General features: G+C 67.9%; 19 protein-coding genes. 9 read left to right on the top strand and 10 right to left on the bottom strand.

What is annotated here, in order from left to right; genetic code table 11:
- Positions 1 to 596 (top strand): SH3 domain-containing protein (locus tag VJ655_RS09880; protein WP_324110891.1); only part of this gene is annotated, 596 nt, incomplete at its 5' end.
- A 3-nt stretch (positions 597 to 599) separates the two neighbouring features.
- Here the strand turns inward: VJ655_RS09880 and VJ655_RS09885 are convergent.
- Complete coding sequence (locus VJ655_RS09885) at positions 600 to 1,034, bottom strand: DUF488 domain-containing protein (RefSeq protein WP_324110892.1); 435 nt, start codon at positions 1,032 to 1,034, stop codon at positions 600 to 602.
- A 71-nt stretch (positions 1,035 to 1,105) separates the two neighbouring features.
- Between VJ655_RS09885 and VJ655_RS09890 the strand changes: the two genes are divergently transcribed.
- A complete protein-coding gene (locus VJ655_RS09890; protein ID WP_324110893.1) occupies positions 1,106 to 1,996 on the top strand; it encodes an alpha/beta hydrolase in 891 nt (296 codons plus the stop codon).
- A gap of 183 nt (positions 1,997 to 2,179) precedes the next feature.
- Here VJ655_RS09890 and VJ655_RS09895 read toward each other — a convergent pair whose 3' ends face one another.
- The 7 genes from VJ655_RS09895 to VJ655_RS09925 all read right to left on the bottom strand — a co-directional run bounded on the left by VJ655_RS09895 (position 2,180) and on the right by VJ655_RS09925 (position 9,097).
- Complete coding sequence (locus VJ655_RS09895; protein ID WP_324110894.1) at positions 2,180 to 3,127, bottom strand: thioesterase family protein; 948 nt, start codon at positions 3,125 to 3,127, stop codon at positions 2,180 to 2,182.
- 76 nt (positions 3,128 to 3,203) lie between these two features.
- Complete coding sequence (locus VJ655_RS09900; RefSeq protein WP_324110895.1) at positions 3,204 to 3,407, bottom strand: hypothetical protein; 204 nt, start codon at positions 3,405 to 3,407, stop codon at positions 3,204 to 3,206.
- A 44-nt stretch (positions 3,408 to 3,451) separates the two neighbouring features.
- On the bottom strand, positions 3,452 to 3,937 hold the full coding sequence (locus VJ655_RS09905) for a Fur family transcriptional regulator (protein WP_324110896.1): 486 nt from the start codon (positions 3,935 to 3,937) through the stop codon (positions 3,452 to 3,454).
- Positions 3,938 to 3,980: 43 nt separating this feature from the next.
- A complete protein-coding gene (locus VJ655_RS09910; RefSeq protein WP_324110897.1) occupies positions 3,981 to 4,754 on the bottom strand; it encodes a phosphatase PAP2 family protein in 774 nt (257 codons plus the stop codon).
- A 60-nt stretch (positions 4,755 to 4,814) separates the two neighbouring features.
- On the bottom strand, positions 4,815 to 5,867 hold the full coding sequence (locus tag VJ655_RS09915) for a 1,9-bis(guanidino)-5-aza-nonane synthase (RefSeq protein WP_324110898.1): 1,053 nt from the start codon (positions 5,865 to 5,867) through the stop codon (positions 4,815 to 4,817).
- A 92-nt stretch (positions 5,868 to 5,959) separates the two neighbouring features.
- Positions 5,960 to 7,687 carry a hypothetical protein gene (locus VJ655_RS09920; RefSeq protein ID WP_324110899.1) on the bottom strand — a complete coding sequence of 576 codons (1,728 nt, stop codon included), beginning with the start codon at positions 7,685 to 7,687 and terminating at the stop codon, positions 5,960 to 5,962.
- A 138-nt stretch (positions 7,688 to 7,825) separates the two neighbouring features.
- The gene (locus tag VJ655_RS09925) at positions 7,826 to 9,097 is read right to left on the bottom strand and encodes a type III PLP-dependent enzyme (RefSeq protein ID WP_324110900.1); all 1,272 of its coding nucleotides are present in this window, start codon (positions 9,095 to 9,097) and stop codon (positions 7,826 to 7,828) included.
- 351 nt (positions 9,098 to 9,448) lie between these two features.
- Here VJ655_RS09925 and phnC point away from each other — a divergent pair, with 351 nt between their 5' ends.
- From phnC to VJ655_RS09960, 7 genes are all read left to right on the top strand, one after another.
- The gene (gene phnC / locus VJ655_RS09930; RefSeq protein WP_324110901.1) at positions 9,449 to 10,258 is read left to right on the top strand and encodes a phosphonate ABC transporter ATP-binding protein; all 810 of its coding nucleotides are present in this window, start codon (positions 9,449 to 9,451) and stop codon (positions 10,256 to 10,258) included.
- Positions 10,255 to 11,295, top strand: a complete 1,041-nt coding sequence (gene phnD / locus VJ655_RS09935; RefSeq protein ID WP_324110902.1) for a phosphate/phosphite/phosphonate ABC transporter substrate-binding protein — start codon at positions 10,255 to 10,257, stop codon at positions 11,293 to 11,295. Before phnC ends, phnD begins: the two co-directional genes overlap by 4 nt.
- A gap of 10 nt (positions 11,296 to 11,305) precedes the next feature.
- Positions 11,306 to 12,139, top strand: coding sequence for a phosphonate ABC transporter, permease protein PhnE (gene phnE, locus VJ655_RS09940; protein WP_324110903.1), 834 nt, complete (start codon positions 11,306 to 11,308; stop codon positions 12,137 to 12,139).
- Positions 12,140 to 12,455: 316 nt separating this feature from the next.
- On the top strand, positions 12,456 to 13,706 hold the full coding sequence (locus VJ655_RS09945; RefSeq protein WP_324110904.1) for an OprO/OprP family phosphate-selective porin: 1,251 nt from the start codon (positions 12,456 to 12,458) through the stop codon (positions 13,704 to 13,706).
- A 66-nt stretch (positions 13,707 to 13,772) separates the two neighbouring features.
- On the top strand, positions 13,773 to 14,816 hold the full coding sequence (locus VJ655_RS09950) for a substrate-binding domain-containing protein (RefSeq protein WP_324110905.1): 1,044 nt from the start codon (positions 13,773 to 13,775) through the stop codon (positions 14,814 to 14,816).
- Positions 14,817 to 14,955: 139 nt separating this feature from the next.
- Positions 14,956 to 16,266: a hemolysin family protein gene (locus VJ655_RS09955; RefSeq protein WP_324110906.1), complete on the top strand. Its 1,311-nt coding sequence runs from the start codon at positions 14,956 to 14,958 to the stop codon at positions 16,264 to 16,266.
- A gap of 62 nt (positions 16,267 to 16,328) precedes the next feature.
- Positions 16,329 to 16,556: a hypothetical protein gene (locus VJ655_RS09960; protein ID WP_324110907.1), complete on the top strand. Its 228-nt coding sequence runs from the start codon at positions 16,329 to 16,331 to the stop codon at positions 16,554 to 16,556.
- 3 nt (positions 16,557 to 16,559) lie between these two features.
- On the opposite strand, the gene VJ655_RS09965 is transcribed toward VJ655_RS09960, so the two are convergent.
- Both VJ655_RS09965 and VJ655_RS09970 read right to left on the bottom strand, forming a co-directional pair.
- Complete coding sequence (locus VJ655_RS09965) at positions 16,560 to 17,651, bottom strand: glycosyltransferase family 1 protein (RefSeq protein ID WP_324110908.1); 1,092 nt, start codon at positions 17,649 to 17,651, stop codon at positions 16,560 to 16,562.
- The coding region (locus VJ655_RS09970) for a UDP-2,3-diacylglucosamine diphosphatase (protein WP_414646968.1) at positions 17,651 to 18,009 on the bottom strand (359 nt) is incomplete at its 5' end. The genes VJ655_RS09970 and VJ655_RS09965, both read right to left, overlap by 1 nt.

The following is an 18,009-nucleotide window of genomic DNA, read 5'->3' on the forward strand; positions in this document are numbered from 1 at the left end:
CCAAGAACGAAAAGACCCTGGGCACGCTGCTTGGCGCGGCCGCCGGCGCGGCGGCGGGCTCCTACATCGGTTGCCGCATGCAATCGACCGACGCGGCCCTGGCCGAGCAAGCCACCAAGAAGGCGCTGGAGACCGGCGTCGCCCAGAGCTGGTACAACAAGCGCACCGGCAATTCGGGCCGCGTCAGCGTGGCCTCGTCCAGCTATGGGCCGCCGATCGACAGCCGCAACATCCGGTTCGCGTCGGGCGTCCAGGCCCTGCCCAGCTACGAGGCCGCCGGCGGCGGCTATGTCGCCGGCTCGACCACCAACCTGCGCGCCGGACCGTCCACCCGGACGGCGGTGGTCGGCAAGCTGACGGCGGGGGAGACCTTCGACGCCCTGGGTCTCGCGCCGGCCGGCGGCTGGGTGCTGGTGGGGCGTGGCGGCGAGGGCGTCGGCTACGCGTCCGCCTCGCTGGTGCGGCCATCGGGCCAAGCGGTCGCCAGCTGCCGGGTGATCGACGCCTCGGTCTCGGGCGGCGGGCGCGGGACCACCAGCCAGCGCTACAGCGCCTGCCGCGACGCCAGCGGCGAGTGGCAGCTGACTCAGGCCTAGACCCTACAGGTCGACCACCTCGCACTTCAGCGCCTGACGGATGCGGTCGGCGACGATCCTGCGGTGGCAGCAGTTGGCGTCGTCCTCGTAGCAGAGCAGGGCGATCCTTTTCGCCCGCGCCAGTTCGGTCGCCTGGGCCAGCGCCAGCTGGGCCTCGGGTTCCTCCAGGTGGTCGTCGTAGATGCGCCGCATCTCGTCGATCCGGCCGGCCCGGGCGGCCTCCCGCCCGGGCTTGGGCGTGCCCAGCGGGCGCAGGTGCAGATAGTCCACGCCCTCGGCCTTGAGGCTGTTTCCGAGCAGGGTCTTGGAGAAGCCGGCCTTGCGGGAACTGGCGACGGCCCGGACATCGACGACCAGTTCGACGTCCGCGGCCTTCAGCCGCCTGATCAGGCCGTCTTGGGTGTCGGTCTCGTAGCCGATCGTCGCCAGCCTGTTCATCTGTCTTCGCCTCCATGGACGCGGGATCATCCCGAGCCTACCCTACCGGCGTCGACCACAGGAGCCCGCCGATGGACGCGGCCGTTTTTCGCGAACCCCGCAAGCGCGCCACGCCCGTGGACGGCGGCGAGATCGCGGGCCTGGAGTTTGGGCCGCAGGATCGTCCGATCGACATCGTGTTCGTCCACGCCAACGGCTTCAACGCCCAGACCTACCGGGTGTTGCTCTCGCCCCTGGCGGCGGGCCTTCGGATCCTGGCCATCGACCAGCGCGGCCACGGCGCCACCACCCTGCCGGTCGATCCGGACGGGCGTCGCTCCTGGCGGGACCTGCGCGACGACCTCATCGGCCTGCTCGACGCCCTGAACGGCCCGCCGGTGGTGCTGGCCGGCCATTCGATGGGCGGCACGGTCAGCCTGCTGACGGCGGCCGAGCGCCCGGACCGGGTCAAGGGGCTGGTCCTGCTGGATCCGGTGATCATGCCCTGGCTCGCCACCCAGTACGCCAAGGCGCCCTGGACCTCGGGCAGGATGTGGAAGCGCATGCCGATGGTCCAGTCGGCCTTGCGCCGGCGGGCGGTGTTCGACAGCCGCGAAGCCGCGTTCGCCGCCTACAAGGGCCGGGGCGCCTTCAAGACCTGGCCCGAGACCATGCTGGCCGACTATGTCGCCGGCGGCTTCGTCGAGCGCGCGGATGGCAAGGTGGAGCTGGCCTGCGCGCCCGCGTGGGAGGCCTCGAACTACGCCGCCCAGGGCCATGATCCCTGGCGGGCCGTGCGGCGGGCGAAGGCTCCGGTACGGATCCTGAAGGCCGAGAAACACTCCACCTGCCACGCGGGCGTCGGCTTCGCGCGGCGCGGCCGCGACGTGCGGATCGAGACCGTGGCCGGGACCAGCCACTTCCTGCCGATGGAACGACCGGACGCGGCGCGCGACGCGCTGTTCGACATGGCGACGGGGTAGAGCGCTAGCGCGCTCCTTATTCTAACAGCTAAACCTTCTCGTCATCCCGGAAGCCTCGCAGAGGCTATCCGGGATAGGGCAGGGGGGCGGTGCGCTGGCCCCTGGGTCCCGGTTCTACAGCCCGCTGCGCGGTCTTTCGGCCGGGATGACGAAGGGAAATGATCTCAGCGTCGAGGGGGGGCGCTAAAGCGCCAAGCCTTCCACCTCGTGCTTGGCCAGCGCCGTGCGCGCGGCGTCGCTGACCGGCACCACCTTGCGGGCGTCGAGGTCGAAGGTGATGGCCACGGCTTCCGAGGTTCCCCAGGGCTCGCCGGTGACCGGATCCAGCATCCAGTGGACCACCCGCATGGTTCGCGCGTCGGTCCCCACCAGGCCCGAGCGGATATCGACCCGGTCGCCGATCCGGGGCCAAGTCAGATAGGCGATGCGGTATTCCAGAACCGCGCCGCCCATGCGCTGGGGCCTGTGCTCGGCGTGCTCGACGACCAGGTCGCGGAACGGATGGATGAAGGCGCCGATGCCGTCCGAGACGCGGCCGATGAACTGCTCGGCGCGCATTCGTCCGTAGACGTCGCAATCAGATGGCAGCAGGCCGCCCAGGCCGATCCTGCCGAGGTTCAAGGCCTCCGCGCGCGCCAGGCTGGCGGTCGGCGTGAAGGGCGACAGGTCCAGGCTGCGGGCGCGCGCCTTCTCCGGGACCTCGACCTTCAGCGCCTCGGCCCGTTCCAGCGCGACGCGGGGCCAGGGAAACGGGTGGCCCTCGCGCGGGGTGGCGTGGACCACCGTCGTCTGGAAGGTGGCGGCCAGCTCGCCGGACGCGGGATGGACCAGCAGTTGCAGCAGCCGCGCCTCTGTTTCGCCCATCTCGATCACGCCGCCCAGCATGCGCAGCGGCGCGCCGGCGTGGGCCTCGCGCAGGAAGCGGATGTGGTGCTCCTTGACCAGCAGGGTGGCGTTGGCGTGCGGTGAGAAGGCGCCCGCCAGGCCCAACTCGGCCGCCAGACCGATCAGGCCTTCCTGGGCGCGCACGACGTAGTGGCGCACGTTCATGTGCCCCATTTCGTCGCAATCCCAGGTGTTGACGCCTCCTCGCCAGATCTCGACGCCAGGAAGCGGCTCTGCGGTCGGCATGGCGTCTCTCGAACGATGTGTAACGGTCGTTCGAGTCTAGCGGGGATCGCGCGAGCTTGGCTAGAGCGCGCGAGCCTTAGCGCTTGCCTTCGGCCGGATCGCCGGCGGGGCCCTTGAACGTGTCACCGACATAGCTGGCGTCGGGGCCGTCGGGCCCGGCCCGCTTTCGCGATTCCTCGCCGGTCTTGCGCACGCTCTCCTTGCCGCCCAGCGCGGTGAAGTCGCCCAGGGGTTCGGCCTCGTTGGCTTCGCGGCCCTCTGTGTTGGATTTGTCGGCCATGGTCTGTCTCCTCGGGTTGCGAGAACAACCGGGAGCGACGGCTTCTAGTTCCGGCAGTCGGCGCAAAGGCCGTGGGCCTCGATGGTCACGGCGGTCAGGGCGTAGCCGGCCGAGGCCCCGGCGGCGATGATCTCGGCGCTGGCCTTGGGCTCGATCTCGCGAGTGGCGCCGCAGCAGTCGCAGATCAGAAACGCGGCGGCGTGGCCGTCGGCCTCCTTGCGGCAGGCGACATAGGCGTTGAGGCTCTCGATGCGATGGGCGAAGCCCTGCTTCTCCAGGAAGTCGAGCGCGCGGTAGACGGTCGGCGGCTTGGCCGGCGCGCCCTCGCCTCCGAAGGCGGAGATCAGGTCATAGGCCTTTACCGGCTGGCCGGCTTCCAGCAGCAGCTCCAGCACCCGGCGACGGGGCGCGGTTAGCCTTTGCTCCGCGGCCGCGCAGCGCGCCTCGGCGGCCTCGAGCTCGGCCGCGAGGGCTGATCCGGCGACGCCGTGGTGGTGGTGTTCGTGTCCGCAGGAGCCAGTGTGGGCCATGGCCAAGAGGTAGAGGGCCGCGCGCGCCCGCGCAACCTTGGCCTCAAAGCAGGGGCGCGCCGATCAGGTTCGCCTCGGCCGTGCAGCGCGCCGGGTCGAGCGTTGGCGCCCTGGCGCGCGCCTCGTCGGATTCGGCCCGCACCGCCGCCAGGTCGGCCTTGAAGGCCTCGGAGCTCCAAAGCGCGGCGAACAGGCTCTCGGCGTTGTGCTTGCCGGCCTCGACCGAGCTGGCGTTATGGACGCCGCAGATCACCCGGCTTTCGCCATAGCCCCGGGCGCGGGTCAGGATGGCGTCGGCGCGGTCGGGGGCGACCTCGGCCAGCAGCAGGCCGACGCTCCAGCCCCAGGTGGCGTGGCCGGACGGATAGTCGGGCGAGACCGCCAGACCCAGGCTGCGCTTGATGCAGATCGGGCCGGGTTCGGAAAAGTACGGGCGGGGGCGGTGGTACTTGAGCTTCGGCCCCGACACCGCCGAGCGCACGTCGCGGCTCATCCGCAGCAGCATCGTCGCGAGTTTCGGATTGGTCTGGCGGGTCGGCGTATAGCCCAGCGCGCAGGCGTAGCTGTCGAGGATATGCTCCTCGACATTGTCGGCTTGGGCCAGGGACCAGCGCGGCGTGTCCTTCAGGGCGCGGGTGGCCATGAAGATCCGGCGATCCTTCTCGGCCTCGGGCGAACCCTTGGCGGGCGGCGGCGGTACGTGGTCGCGCGCGTCGAAGACGGCCTTGGACAGGTAGCGCTGGGGCGCATCGCCGCTCAGGGTGGCGCAGCCGGTCAGGGCCAGGACGGCGGTAGCGGCGAGCCACGAAAGGCGCATGAAAAAGGTCCCCGAAATCGCTTTCGGGGACCCTGCATTTTCAGCGTGATTGGATCAAGCTTACTTGCCGAACAGCTTGTTCCAGCGCGGCTTCTCGCGACCGTCCCAGGCCTTGCGCCAGTAGGCGTCGCTGGCGATCAGCGGCACCACCGTGGTGGCTTCGGCGAACACCATCTGCTCGTAGGTGGTCGAGACCTTGCCCCACGAGGCGGCTTCCTTCAGCGTCGACGACGAGCAGGCGCCGTCGCGCACGTCGGCGACCGTGATCTGGATGGCGTACTTGTGCATGTCGGCCTCGACGCCGAGGATCTCGGCGCAGACGACAGTGTCCTGGGCGAAGTTCTTCGGAACGCCGCCGCCGACCATGAACAGGCCCGTGGTGCCGGCCGCGATCTTGACGTCCGTCAGTTCACGGAAGTCGGCCACCGCGTCGATCATCAGATAGGGCTGCTTGGCCGCGATCTTCTCCTTCTGGTGCTTGACCAGGCCAAAGCCGGCCGAGCTGTCGACGAAGGCCGGGCAGAAGATCGGCACGCCTTCTTCGTAGGCGGTCTGGATCAACGAGCCGGGCTTCTTGGCGTTGCCTTCCGACAGCCACTTGCCCATCTCCCAGATGAACTCGCGCGACGAATAGGCGCGCGGCTCCAGGCGGTTGCAGATCTCCAGGATCGTGTGATCGCAGTTCTGGAGCTCTTCCTCGTCGATATAGGTGTCGTAGATGCGGTCGATGTAGTTGTCGCGCAGCACGTTGTCGTCGACCGGGCCGGCGGCCTGGTAGTGCTTGAAGCCGAGGGCCTCGAAGAAGTCCATGTCGACGATGCTGGCGCCGGTGGCGACCACGGCGTCGATCATGCCGTTCTTCACCATGTCGCGGTACACGTGCATGCAGCCGCCGGCCGAGGTCGAGCCGGCCAGGATCAGCCAGGTCGAACAGCCCTTGTCGGCCAGGGCCATGTTGAAGATGTCGGCCGCGCGGGCGGTGTCGCGCGAGCTGAACGACATCTTGCGCATGGAGTCGATGATCGGACGGGCGTCGAACGAGGTGATGTCGACGTGCTCGACGACCGTCTGCAGCAGTTCGGCTTTTTGGTTGTTCGGAACGGGAGCGTTCATGACAGAGAATCCTCTGAAGGTGAGCGCCCGTCGTGACCCTAGGACCCGCCGGGACGGAGCGACCGGCGAGGGGATTTCGTCAATGGAGGCGGCTATATAGCGGCTTTGCGAATTTTTTTAAGTCCTTCCGCGAGCGAGGGGGCCAAGAGGGCCAGAACAATGGCCAGGGCCAGCAGCGACACAGCGTCGCTGGCCTTCTCGGCGGCGCTTCGGACGATGCGGGCGCGGTAGGTGTGCTGGCCCGGCTCGGCCATGAACGAGACCTGGGCCAGGGGGCCATAGGCGGTCGAGGGGGTGACTGGATCGGGTCCGGGCTGCACGCGGCCGACCTCCCAAGTCGGGAAGTAGAACTTCCGCAGCACGATCCGCGTCGGGCGCTGGGCCTCGACGGCGATGGCGACCGTGCCGTCCGGGAAGTTGCTGGCCGCGGTGACCTTGGCGCCCGGATCGGCCGGCGCGGCCAGCGGGATGTCCTTCAGGCCCGACAGGCCCGGGGAGTCGGCCAGCAGGCGCGGGTCGGCGAAGTTCATGGCGGCGGGGAAGTGCTCGTCGGGACCGCGCAGCGCGCCCAGGCGCGTGGCGGTCTCGGGGTCGCTGATCCCCGGGACGGCGAAATGATAGGCGTAGGCCGGTTCGCTCAGCATGAAGCCGTGCCATAGCAGCGGCGTGGCCGCCACCACCGCCAGGGGCGGCAGCACCCAGCGACGTCCGCACGCGAAGGCCAGGGCGACGGCGGCGACGGCGGCGAAGTCCACGGCCACCAGGATCCGATAGGGGAACTGGGCCTTGCTGAGGATCGCCCCCAGCGGTCCGTGCCAGACCCAGGGCAGGGCGTAGAGCGCCACGCCCGTCAGGGCGGCTGCGGCCCAGGCGACGGCTTCGCCGGCCTTGGCGTCTCGACGCGCCAAGAGCGCGGTGATCAGGGCCGCCAGGGCCAGAGCGCCCATGCCCCAGCCGAGGAAGGCCATCGAGGTCGAGAACGGCTTTTGCGGCCAGAGGTCGGGGCGCAGCAGCGCCCAATTGTACGGGTCGGTGGCGAAGGTGCCCCACATCCGGTCCATGGTCGCGGCGGACTGCAACAGCGTCGCCGGCCCCAGGTACGAGGCCGCGAGGCCCAGCCCCAGCGCGGCCCCCGCCGCGCCGCGGACCACGACCATCAGGCGCTGCTCGGCCGGAGCCGAGAAGACGAGATAGAGGACGTAGGCGGGCAGGACCCCGACGCTCGTCAGCATGGCGATGATCGGATGCGACAGCACCAGGGCGGCGTAGGACAGCGCCAGGGCCGGGACCCAGCGCCAGGAGCGCACGGCTCGCTCCAGGCTGGCGGCCAGCAGGGGCAGGACAACATAGGCGATGGTCTCGCCCAGGGCGCCGCGCACGAAGACGCACAGCTGGTGATAGGGCGCGAACATGTAGAGGACGGCGGCGGTCAGGGCGACGCCGGGACCGACCTTCGGCCGCAGCCAGGCGAACATGGCCAGGCCCGATCCCGCGATCGTCAGGACGTCGAGCCAGGCCAGGATCACGCCGGGCTGCGCGCCCGCGGGCAGCACCGCGCCGACCAGGGCGGCCGCGTAGAAGGCCAGCGGCGGATAGAAATAGAACGAGGAGGCGCCAAACCCCGTCATCGCCCCGTCCAGCCAGCGCGGCGGGAAGTGGCCCTGGCGCAGGGCCGCGTTGAATTCGGCGATCCAGACGGTGTCGTAGCTGTAGCTGTGGGTCCAGCCCGCGCCGTGGTCCAGGGTTCCGCGCGCGCACGCCAGGGCGAGGCTGACGCAGACCAGGATCGCCAGCGTCCAGACCTTGATGAGTGACCGCAAGGCCGCATCCCCTCGAAGCTTCGAAAGAGGCGTTTTGACGGCTCGACCGGAGGGTGTCCAGCGCCGCCCGCGCGCCGAGCGCCCAAAGAAAAAGGGACCGGGCGAAACCCGGTCCCTCATGTCATCGCGGCCTTTGACCTACCGCCGGCGCTTGCGCTTGCCCGCCGCGCCCTTGGGGCGGGAGAAGCGGACGATCTTTCGCTCTTCGTTCTCCTGGCGGACGGCCGGGATCGAACGCTTGGCCAGGCCGTACATCGAGGCCATCGGCGCATCCTGGACTTCAGCGGTCTCGGTCTCGCCGAAGCCGTTGAAGCGCGTCGCCATGGCCACGCCATAAGCGCCCAGCATGCCGATCTCGATGTAGTCGCCCTCGTCGACGCTTTCCGGCAGGTAGAAGGGACCGGGCATGTAGTCGACGCTGTCGCAGGTCGGGCCGTAGAAGCGGAAGGGCTTGAGGCCCTCTTCGACCGGCTCCCCGCCATTGAGGCCGTTCTTGCGATAGAGCTTCACGGGGAAGGGCCACTTCATGTGCGCGGCGTCGAACAGCGAGCCGTACGACCCGTCGTTCAGATAGAGCGCGTCGCCCTTCTTCAGCTCGACCTTGACCAGCATCGAGGAGGCCTCGGCCACCAGGGCGCGGCCCGGCTCGCACCAGAGCTCGGTGGTCTCGTGGACCATCATCTCGGCGAAGCCGCGGTCGATCGCCGCCAGATACTCCGAGAGGTCCGGCGGGACCATGCCCGGATAGATCGACGGGAAGCCGCCGCCGACATCGACGACGTCGGCCAGCACCCCGGCGCGCACCAGGGCGCGGGAGGCCTGGGCCATCGACGCCTGATAGGCGGTCGGGCGCATGCACTGGCTGCCGACGTGGAACGACACGCCCATCAGGTCCTGGGTGGCGCGCCGAGCGGCCAGCAGCAGGGCCGGAGCGTTGTGGCTCTCGACGCCGAACTTGCCCGACAGCGAATAGGCCGCGCCCTCCGCCTGCACGCCCATGCGGACGATCAGGTTCAGGTCCTTGGCCTGGCCGGTGGCGTCCAGGATCTTGGTCAGCTCTTCGTGGGTGTCGAACGAGAAGGTCTTTACGCCATGGTCGAAATAGGCGGCGGCGATCGCCGCCCGGCTCTTGACCGGGTGCATAAAGGCCATGCGCGAGCCTGGGGCCTGCTCGGCCACCAGCTCGATCTCGTTCAGCGACGCGACGTCGAAGGACCGCACGCCGGCCTGGGCCAGCTCACGGATCACCCACGGCGAAGGATTGGCCTTCACCGCATAGAAGACGTCGCCTTTGAATTCGGACTGGAACCAGCGCGCAGCTACGGAAACCGCGTCGGGCCGCACGAGTGCGACGGGACGTTCCGGTGACCGCTCACGGACCAGGTCCAGGGGTGAATGGTACGTGCGCAATTCACGTAACCCCCTGTTGGAAGTTAAACCCAGGCCGGCGTTAGCAGCGTTTAGAGGACTTCGGGTCCGCCGGAGCCGTGCGAAATAGGGGCGATTGCCGGGGATGTAAAGACCCTTTTGCAGCCCCGTTTTGGGACAAATCGATCCACGAGAGCGCGTCGGGCGAAAGTGTGAACGACTTCGACGCCTGAACACGCGCTCGACATGGAAAATAGACCCCCTGATCGCGCCCGGAGGGGTCTATCCGAACACGATAAGCGGCTCGGGCTGTCACAAATCCATTGCGTACGTCGCCCAAACCGGAGATCGCACTTCCCAAGCTTCGAAACCACGTTAAGGATTCGCCCGACCATGACGTCGGACCCAGTTCTTTCGATCCGCGCCGCGTCCAAGACCTTCGGGTCTCGCCGCGCGCTGGACGCAGTCTCCCTCGACGTCGCGCGGGGTGAGATGATCGCGCTCATCGGTCCTTCGGGGTCCGGGAAGTCCACCCTCCTGCGCTCCATCGACGGCCTGCAGACCATCGACGGCGGGACCAGGGAGCAGGACAGCGGCTTGATCACGGCCTTCGGCGGCCCCGTCCAGGCCAAGGGCAAGGTCTCCAGCGAGGTGCGCAAGGCGCGTATCCGCATCGGCTTCATCGCCCAGCAGTTCAACCTGGTCGGCCGGCTGTCGCTGTTCAGCAACGTGGCCCTGGGCTCGCTGGGGCGGATCCCGCTGATCCGCGGCCTGTTCGGCGCCTGGCCGAAAGAGACGCGAGAGGCGGCCATGGCCGCGCTGGCCCGGGTCGGCGTGGCCGACTACGCCGCCCAGCGCGCCAACACCCTGTCGGGCGGCCAACAGCAGCGCGGCGCCATCGCTCGCGCCCTGGTCCAGAGGGCCAAGATCATCCTCGCCGACGAGCCGGTCGCCTCGCTCGATCCGGTCTCGGCGCGCAAGGTCATGGAGATCCTCCGTGACCTGAATCAAACCGACGGCCTGACCGTCATCGTAACCTTGCACCAGGTGGACTACGCTCTGCGCTATTGCGACCGGGTCGTGGCCCTGAAGGCCGGCCAGAAGGTCTATGACGGCCCGGCGGCCGACCTGAATCGCGAGAAACTCATCGACATCTACGGCCCGGAATTCGAGGACGTATTCTGGGAAGGAGCCCCACAATGATCAGCCGTCGTTCGGCCCTCGGCGTCGCCGCCCGCCTGTCGATTCTGGGTCTGTCGGCCTTGGCGCTCGCTTCGTGCGGCCAAAAGTCCACGACCCCGGCCGCCAAGGACACGATCACTTTCTCGATCCTGTCGACCGAGTCGGCCCAGAACATGGAAGGCTACTGGAAGCCGATCCTGGCCGACATGGAGAAGCAGACCGGCCTGAAGGTGAAGCCGTTCTTCTCGTCCAACTATTCGTCGCTGATCGTGGCCATGGGCGCCAAGCAGACGGATGTGGGCTGGTTCTCCAACCAGTCGGGCCTGGAGGCCGTGCGCCGCTCGGGCGGCGAGGTCTTCGCCCGCACCTTCGATCCTTCTGGCACCGACGGCTACAAGTCGGTGATCATCGTGCCGTCCAGCAGCAAGATCCAGACGATCCAGGATCTGCTGAAGTGCGATAAGACGCTCAACTTCGGTATCGGCGACAAGAAGTCGACCTCCGGCACCCTGGCGCCGATGACCTATGTGTTCATCCCGGCCAACAAGAAGCCCGAGGCCTGCTTCAAGACGGTGATCAGCGCCAACCACCAGGCCAACCTGTTCGCGGTGGCCAACGGCAAGCTGGACGCGGCGACCAACAACTCGACCGCCATCAACCTGTCCAAGGCGCGGGGCGAGGGCGTCACCGACAAGATCCGGGTGATCTGGGAATCGCCGACCCTGCCGGAGGACCCGATCGTCTGGCGCAAGGATCTGGATCCGGCCGTGAAGGAAAAGCTGCGGCAGTTCTTCCTGACCTACGCGCAGGGCGACACGCCGCAGGCCGAGCAGCAGCGCGGCTATCTCAAGAAGCTCAGCATCGGCGGCTTCAAGCCGGCCGATGACTCGCACCTGCTGGTCGTGCGCGAGATGGAGGCCACCGAGCAGCTGGGCCTGGCCCGCGAGGCCGGCGACCAGGCCAAGATCGCCGCCGCCCAGAAGACGCTGGACCAGATCAAGTCCGAACGGGTCGCGGCCGAGGGCAAGGCCGGCGTCGCCTCGACTCCGGTGAACTGAGGCCGACTCCATGAACGACGCCAATCTTCATGGCGGGGGCGTTCCGGCGCCGCCCAAGCGCTCGGCTTCGGCCCTGGCGTTCGACAGCCTGCTCTGGGGCGGCGTGATCCTGTTGCTGATCGTCAGCTTCAAGCCGGCCGAGATCGACAAGTTCCCGCAGCTGTTCACCGACACCGATCGAACCGGCGCCTTCGCCAAGCTGTTCTTCAAGCCGTTCACCGACCCGCAGCTGTTCCTGTCGATGGATTGGGGGCTGTTCATCGGCAAGATGTGGCAGACCATCCAGATGGCGCTCTGGGGCACGGCCCTGGCGATCATCGTCGCCATTCCGCTGGGCCTCCTGGGCGCGCGCAACATCGCGCCGGTCTGGATCCAGCAGCCGGTCCGCCGGGTGCTGGACCTGATCCGCTCGATCCCCGACCTGGTGGTGGCGCTGATCTTCATCACCGCCGTGGGCCTGGGTCCCTTCGCCGGGGTGATGTCGATCATGTTCAACACCGGCGGGGTGCTGGCCAAGCTGTTCGCCGAGGCGGTCGAGTCGATCGACAAGGGGCCCGTCGAGGGCGTGCGCGCCACGGGCGCGGTCAAGCTGCAGGAGATCATCTGGGGCGTGATCCCGCAGGTGGCGCCGCTATGGACCAGCTACGCTCTCTATCGCTTCGAATCGTCGAGCCGCGCGGCCACGGTCCTTGGCATCATCGGCGCGGGCGGCATCGGCCAGATCCTGTTCGACTCGATCAACGCCTTCCAGTTCGACCAGACCGGCTGCATCGTGCTGGTCATCGTGGTGGCGGTGTCGATGATCGACCTGCTGTCCCAGGTCATCCGTACGCGGCTGCTGTAAAAGCTGTCGTCCCGGCCCAGCGCGCAGCGCGCCGAGCCGGGACCGCCGGGAGCTCGGCGTTTCTTGCGGTCCCGGGTCTTCGCTGCGCTTCGCCTGGGATGACAGCGTCAGCGACATCGCGCACTCGTCGGTGAACGGATATTTCGAGCTTCGCCTTGTTGCCGGAACGCAACAGCTTAACACCTTGAAAACGCTTGTCGTCAGGCTGTCACAAATCGGTGGCGGAAGCGTCACGCACCCCCGCTAAGCCCGGGATCAACCTGATCCACCTCGAGACGGGTGAGAGGACAGGGGCGCCTTTCAAGGGGAATCTCAAATGAGCATCAAGACCTCGCTGGTCGCCGGTTCGGCGCTGGCCGTCGCGCTCGCGATCGGCATGGGCGCGACCGCCCAGGCTCAAGACATGAGCTACAAGTGGAGCGGCGCTCCGCAGTTCAGCAACGACGACACCATGTTCAAGGTCCGTGGTCGGATCCTGTTCGACTACGTGAACCAGGACATCAAGCGCGATGGCCCCGGCGGCGACTTCAAGACCAGCAACGCCCGTGGCCGCCAGGTCTTCCTCGGCGTCGAAGGCAAGCTGAACAGCTACTTCGCCTACAAGGTCGAAGGCGGCGCGGCGAACGGCGGCGCCTGGAGCTGGGATGACGCGGTCATCGAATACAAGCCCAGCGAGCCGGTCTCGATCCTGTTCGGCAACGTCAAGGTCGCCGGCCTCGAGAACCTGACCTCGACCCGCTTCACCACCTTCATGGACCGTGGTCCGTACGGCGACTTCGGCGTCGACAGCTACCTGCTGGGCGTCGTCGGCAAGTATAGCGGCTACAACTACTCGATGTCGCTGGGCGTCCAGGGCGCCAGCCTCAACAACGCCGACGTCAACAACGCCAGCGCCGACTCCAAGGAGCGCCTGACGGTCACGGCCCGCGGCCACTACGCGCTGCTGAACACCGACGCCAACAAGCTGCACCTTGCGGTGTCGTACCGTTACCGCAACCGCGGCGACGAAGGCGCCTTCGCCTATACCGGCCGCACCAACACCGCCTACAGCAACGCCACGTTCTACACGACCGGCGGCATCGGCAACCGCGACAAGACCGTGGCGGTCGAAGGCGCCTGGGTGCACGGCCCGCTGTCGGTCCAGGCCGAATATTCCAGCATCGACGTGACCCGCGCGGGCACGGCCGGTGACGATCCGACGATCAAGGTCGGCTACGCCTTTGTCAGCTTCTGGCCGACGGGCGAGACCCGCAACTACGACGCGGCCGCCGGCGAGTTCAAGCGCCCGAAGATCCTGAACCCGGTCACGGCCGGCGGCTTCGGCGGCGTCGAACTGGCCGTGCGCTACGACTTGGCCGACACGACCGACGCCTACAAGACGCTGAAGGTTAAGCCGGCGACGTCGCAGGCCGGCGAATACACCGGCTGGACCGTGGGCGTGAACTACTACCCGACCTCGTATGTCCGCTTCATGGCCAACTACACCGACGGCAAGGTCGACAACTACGGGCCGAACCAGGACTTCGACGTCAAGCAGTTCCAGCTGCGCGCTCAGCTGGACTTCTAAGCGTCGCCGCAGAGATCCGGGCGGGCCGCGACGGTCCGCCCGCTACCCCCTCCCTAGGAGTTCGTCATGAAGAAGCTTCTGTCCTGCGCGGCCGCCGCCGTGGCCCTGTCGGGCCTGGCCGCCGCCCCCGCCCACGCCGCCCGCGACTATGTCTGGGCCGCCGGCTCCTCGACCGTGTTCCCGTTCGCCACCCGCACCGCCGAGAACTTCGCCAAGAAGTCGGGCAAGAAGGCCCCGAAGGTTGAAAGCCTCGGCACCGGCGGCGGCATCAAGCTGTTCTGCTCGGGCACGGGCGAAGGCTTCCCCGACATCGCCAACGCCTCGCGTCCGATGAAGAAGGCCGAGTTCGACGCCTGCGCGGCGAAGGGCATCAAGGACATCATCCAGATCAAGATCGGCTTCGACGGCATCGTCATCGCCACCGACAAGGACGGCGCCGACTACAACTTCAAGACCGAGAACCTCTACATGGGTCTCTCCAAGACGGTCCTGAAGGGCGGCCAGTTCATCGCCAACCCGAACAAGAACTGGGACGACGTCGCCGGCGGCCTGCCGGGCAACCGCATCCAGGTCTACGGCCCGCCGCCGACCTCGGGCACCCGCGACGCCTTCGTCGAGCTGGCCATCGAGGCCGGCGCCCGCAAGTACCCGACGCTGGACGCCATCCGCTCGGACAACGAAAAGAAGTTCAAGGGCCTGGTCGACCCGCTGCGCGGTGACGGCTGGATCGACGCCGGCGAAAACGACAACGCCATCGTCGGCACCCTGACCAAGACCCCGGGTTCGCTGGGCGTCTTCGGCTGGTCGTACCTCGAAGAGAACATGGACAAGATCAAGGGCGCCTCGGTCAACGGCGTGCGTCCCTCGGCCCAGACCATCTCGGACGGCTCGTACCCGCTGTCGCGCACCCTCTTCATCTACGTGAAGAAGGCCAATATCGGCGTGACCCCGGGCCTGGAAGACTTCCTGAAGGAGTTCACCTCGGACGCGGCCACCGGTCGCGGCGGCTACCTGCAAGGCCGCGGCCTGATCCCGCTGCCCCCCGGCCAGCACGACGCCCAGAAGGGCGTGGTGAACAACAAGACCGTGATGGGCCGTCCGGCCGCCTAATCGGCGTCCATTCGCCTTTCACGACAAGACAGGCGCCGCGGTCCTATGGGCCGCGGCGTTTTTCTTTGTATAGTGAACCCGCCGGGCCCACCCGCGCCGCGGCCGCCGTCCGGCGACGCGCCCCCGACCCTGAAGGGCCATGATCCTCGTCGCGCTCGCCGTCGTCTTTCTCCTCGTTCTGCTGAACGGGGTTTTCTCCATGTCCGAACTGGCCGTGGTCTCGGCCCGCAAGGCCCGGCTCCAGGGCTTCGCCGAACGGGGCGATCATGGCGCCAAGCTCGCGCTCGAGATGGCCGAGCATCCGACGCGGTTCCTGTCGGCGGTCCAGGTCGGCATCACCCTGATCGGCATCTTCGCCGGCGCCTACGGCCAGGCGACCATCGCCAGCGCCCTGGACAAGTGGCTGGAGGGCGTCCCGCCGATCGCCAGGTACTCCGAGGCCATCGCCACGACGGTCGTGGTCATCGGCCTGACCTATGTCTCCGTGATCCTGGGCGAGCTGGTGCCCAAGCGGCTGGCCCTGATGTTCCCGGACGCCATCGCCCGCCGCATGTCGCCGTTCCTGGCCATCGTCGCCACGGTGCTGCGTCCGTTCGTGACCCTGCTGACCGTCTCGACCGCCGCGGTGCTGAAGCTGATGGGCGTGCGCGACGAGCGCAACAGCGGCATCACGTCCGAAGAGGTCGAGACCGTTCTGGCCGAGGGCGCCGACGCTGGCCTGATCGAGCCCGAGGAGCGGGCGATGATCAACGAGGTCCTGCGCCTGGGCGACCGTCCCGTGCGCGTGGCCATGACCCCGCGCCGCGACCTCTTCTGGGTGTCGCTGGCCGACGACACCGAGACGGTGCTCCGGGAAATCCGCGCCAGCGCCCACTCGCGCATCCTGGTCGCCACCGAGGACGATCTGGACGGCGACATCGGCGTGGTCCTCAAGAAGGACCTGCTGGACGCCTGCCTGGCGGACGCGCCCCTGGACCTGAAGGCCCACGTCCAGCAGCCGGTGGCCATCCCCGAAACCATGTCGCTGCTCAAGGCCCTGGCGGTCTTCAAGCAGACCAGCCTGCACATGGCCCTGGTGGTCGACGAGTTCGGATCGCTGCAGGGCGCGATCACCCCTCTGGACCTTCTGGAGATGATCGCCGGCGACTTCCCGGAGGACCACGACGACGACGAGACCCGCATCATCCGCCGCGAGGACGGCAGCTGGCTGATCGACGCGCGCCTCGACATCCAGGAGCTCAATGACCAGCTGGGCGAGAACTTCGAGGCCGATGGCGGCTATCACACCGTGGCCGGCCTGATCCTTGACCGCTTGGGCCGCATCCCGGCCGAGGGCGAGCACGTGACCATCGGCGGCTTCGATATCGAGATCGTCGACATGGACAGCTCGCGCATCGACAAGGTCATCCTCAAGCCCAACAGGCGCAAGAAGGGCGACGCGGAGGGATAGGTCTGGGATCGGCGTCCCCGACCACGCGTTAGCTAGGGCAGTCCTCAATTCAGGAGACGCCCATGCGCACGAATATCGCCATCGCCGCCCTGATCTATCCGATGGTCCAGGGGGTGCTGTTCGGGGCCGGTTTGATCGGGCTTCTGGCTCTCGGTTCGCCGGCGGGCCTGTTCCCCGTGGTGATCGCCGCCACCTTCGCCATCGCGATCCCAATCGCCCTGTTGATCGCGCCGCGCCTGCGCTCGCGGGCCTGGCGTCGCCGCCACGGCGCGGGTCTCAAGCCCTCTTAAGGCTCACGCCGCCGTCTTCTTCCGCAATCGCGCCAGGCGGCGCAGCCTGCGCCAGAACCGTGTCTTCTCCGGCTCGGGATAGGGCTGCAGGTTGCGGAAGAACTCTTCGGCGCAGGAGCGCCACGAGAACTTCTCGGCGAACTTGCGCACCACCGTGCGGTCGAGATCCAGGCAGGTCAGGCAGGCTTCCTTCAGGCCGTCGGTCTGGCCAGGGGCCAGGACGCCGGCGTTGGAGCCGGGAATGATGTCCACCGGGCCGGGGGCCGAGAACGCCGCCACGGGCACGCCGGCGGCCATGGCCTCCAGGATCACCAGGCCGAAGGTGTCGGTCAGGGACGGGAAGCAGAAGACGTCCGCGCCGGCGAAATAGCGGGCCAGTTCGTCGCCGAACTTGGCGCCCAGGAACTTCACCTCGGGATATTTCTCGGTCAGCTCTTCGCGCTGGGGGCCGTCGCCGATCACCACCTTGGTGCCGGGCAGGTCCAGGCTGGCGAAGGCCTCGATGTTCTTCTCGACGGCCACGCGGCCGACGTTCAGGAAAATCGGACGGGCCAGCCCTTCGAACACATCGACATCACTCGCCACGCGCGGCTTGAAGATGTCGGTGTCGACGCCGCGCGACCACGGCGAGAGGTTGCGGAAGCCGTGCTTGGCCAGCTCGTCGCGCATGGTCGGCGTGGCCACCATCAGGCGGCCCGACGGCTTGTGGAACCAGCGCATGTAGGTATAGCCAGCGGCCAGCGGCAGCGGCAGGCGGGCCGAGACATATTCGGGGAACTTGGTGTGGTAGCTGGTCGTGAACGGCAGCTTCCATTCCAGGCAGATGCGGCGGGCGGCCAGGCCGATCGGACCCTCGGTGGCGATGTGGATCGCCTCGGGCTCGAACTGCTTGAAGCGCTCCTGCACCGGTTCGTAGGCGCCAATGGCCAGCTTGATTTCGGGATAGGTCGGCAGTGGGAAGGTCGGGAACTGTTCGGGGCTGACGACGTCGACCTCGTGGCCCATGGCGCGCAGTTCTTCGACCACCCGGGTCAGGGTGCGAACCACGCCGTTGACTTGCGGTTCCCAGGCATCGGTAGCGAGCAGAATTCGCATCAGGCGGCGGCGGGCTCCGGCAACGGCTCGTCGATCGACGCCGCCAGCTTGGGCCCGCGATCGATCACCGACCACGAGCGCAGCTTGGACCATTCCAGGATTTCCAGGCGGCCGTCGGCGTGCTCGGCCACGGCCGTGCAGCTTTCCACCCAGTCGCCGTCATTGACATAGGCGACGCCGTCGATGTCGCGCATCTCGGCCTTGTGGATATGACCACAGATCACGCCGTCCACCCCCCGACGTCGAGCTTCGTCCGCCACGGCGGCCTCGAAGTTCTCGATGAACTGCAACGCGTTCTTCACCTTGACCTTCAGATAGGCAGAAAAGCTCCAATAACCGAACCCCAGGCGGCGACGTG

Source organism: Caulobacter sp. (assembly GCF_035254145.1).
In the GTDB taxonomy this organism is placed as follows: Bacteria; Pseudomonadota; Alphaproteobacteria; order Caulobacterales; family Caulobacteraceae; genus Caulobacter.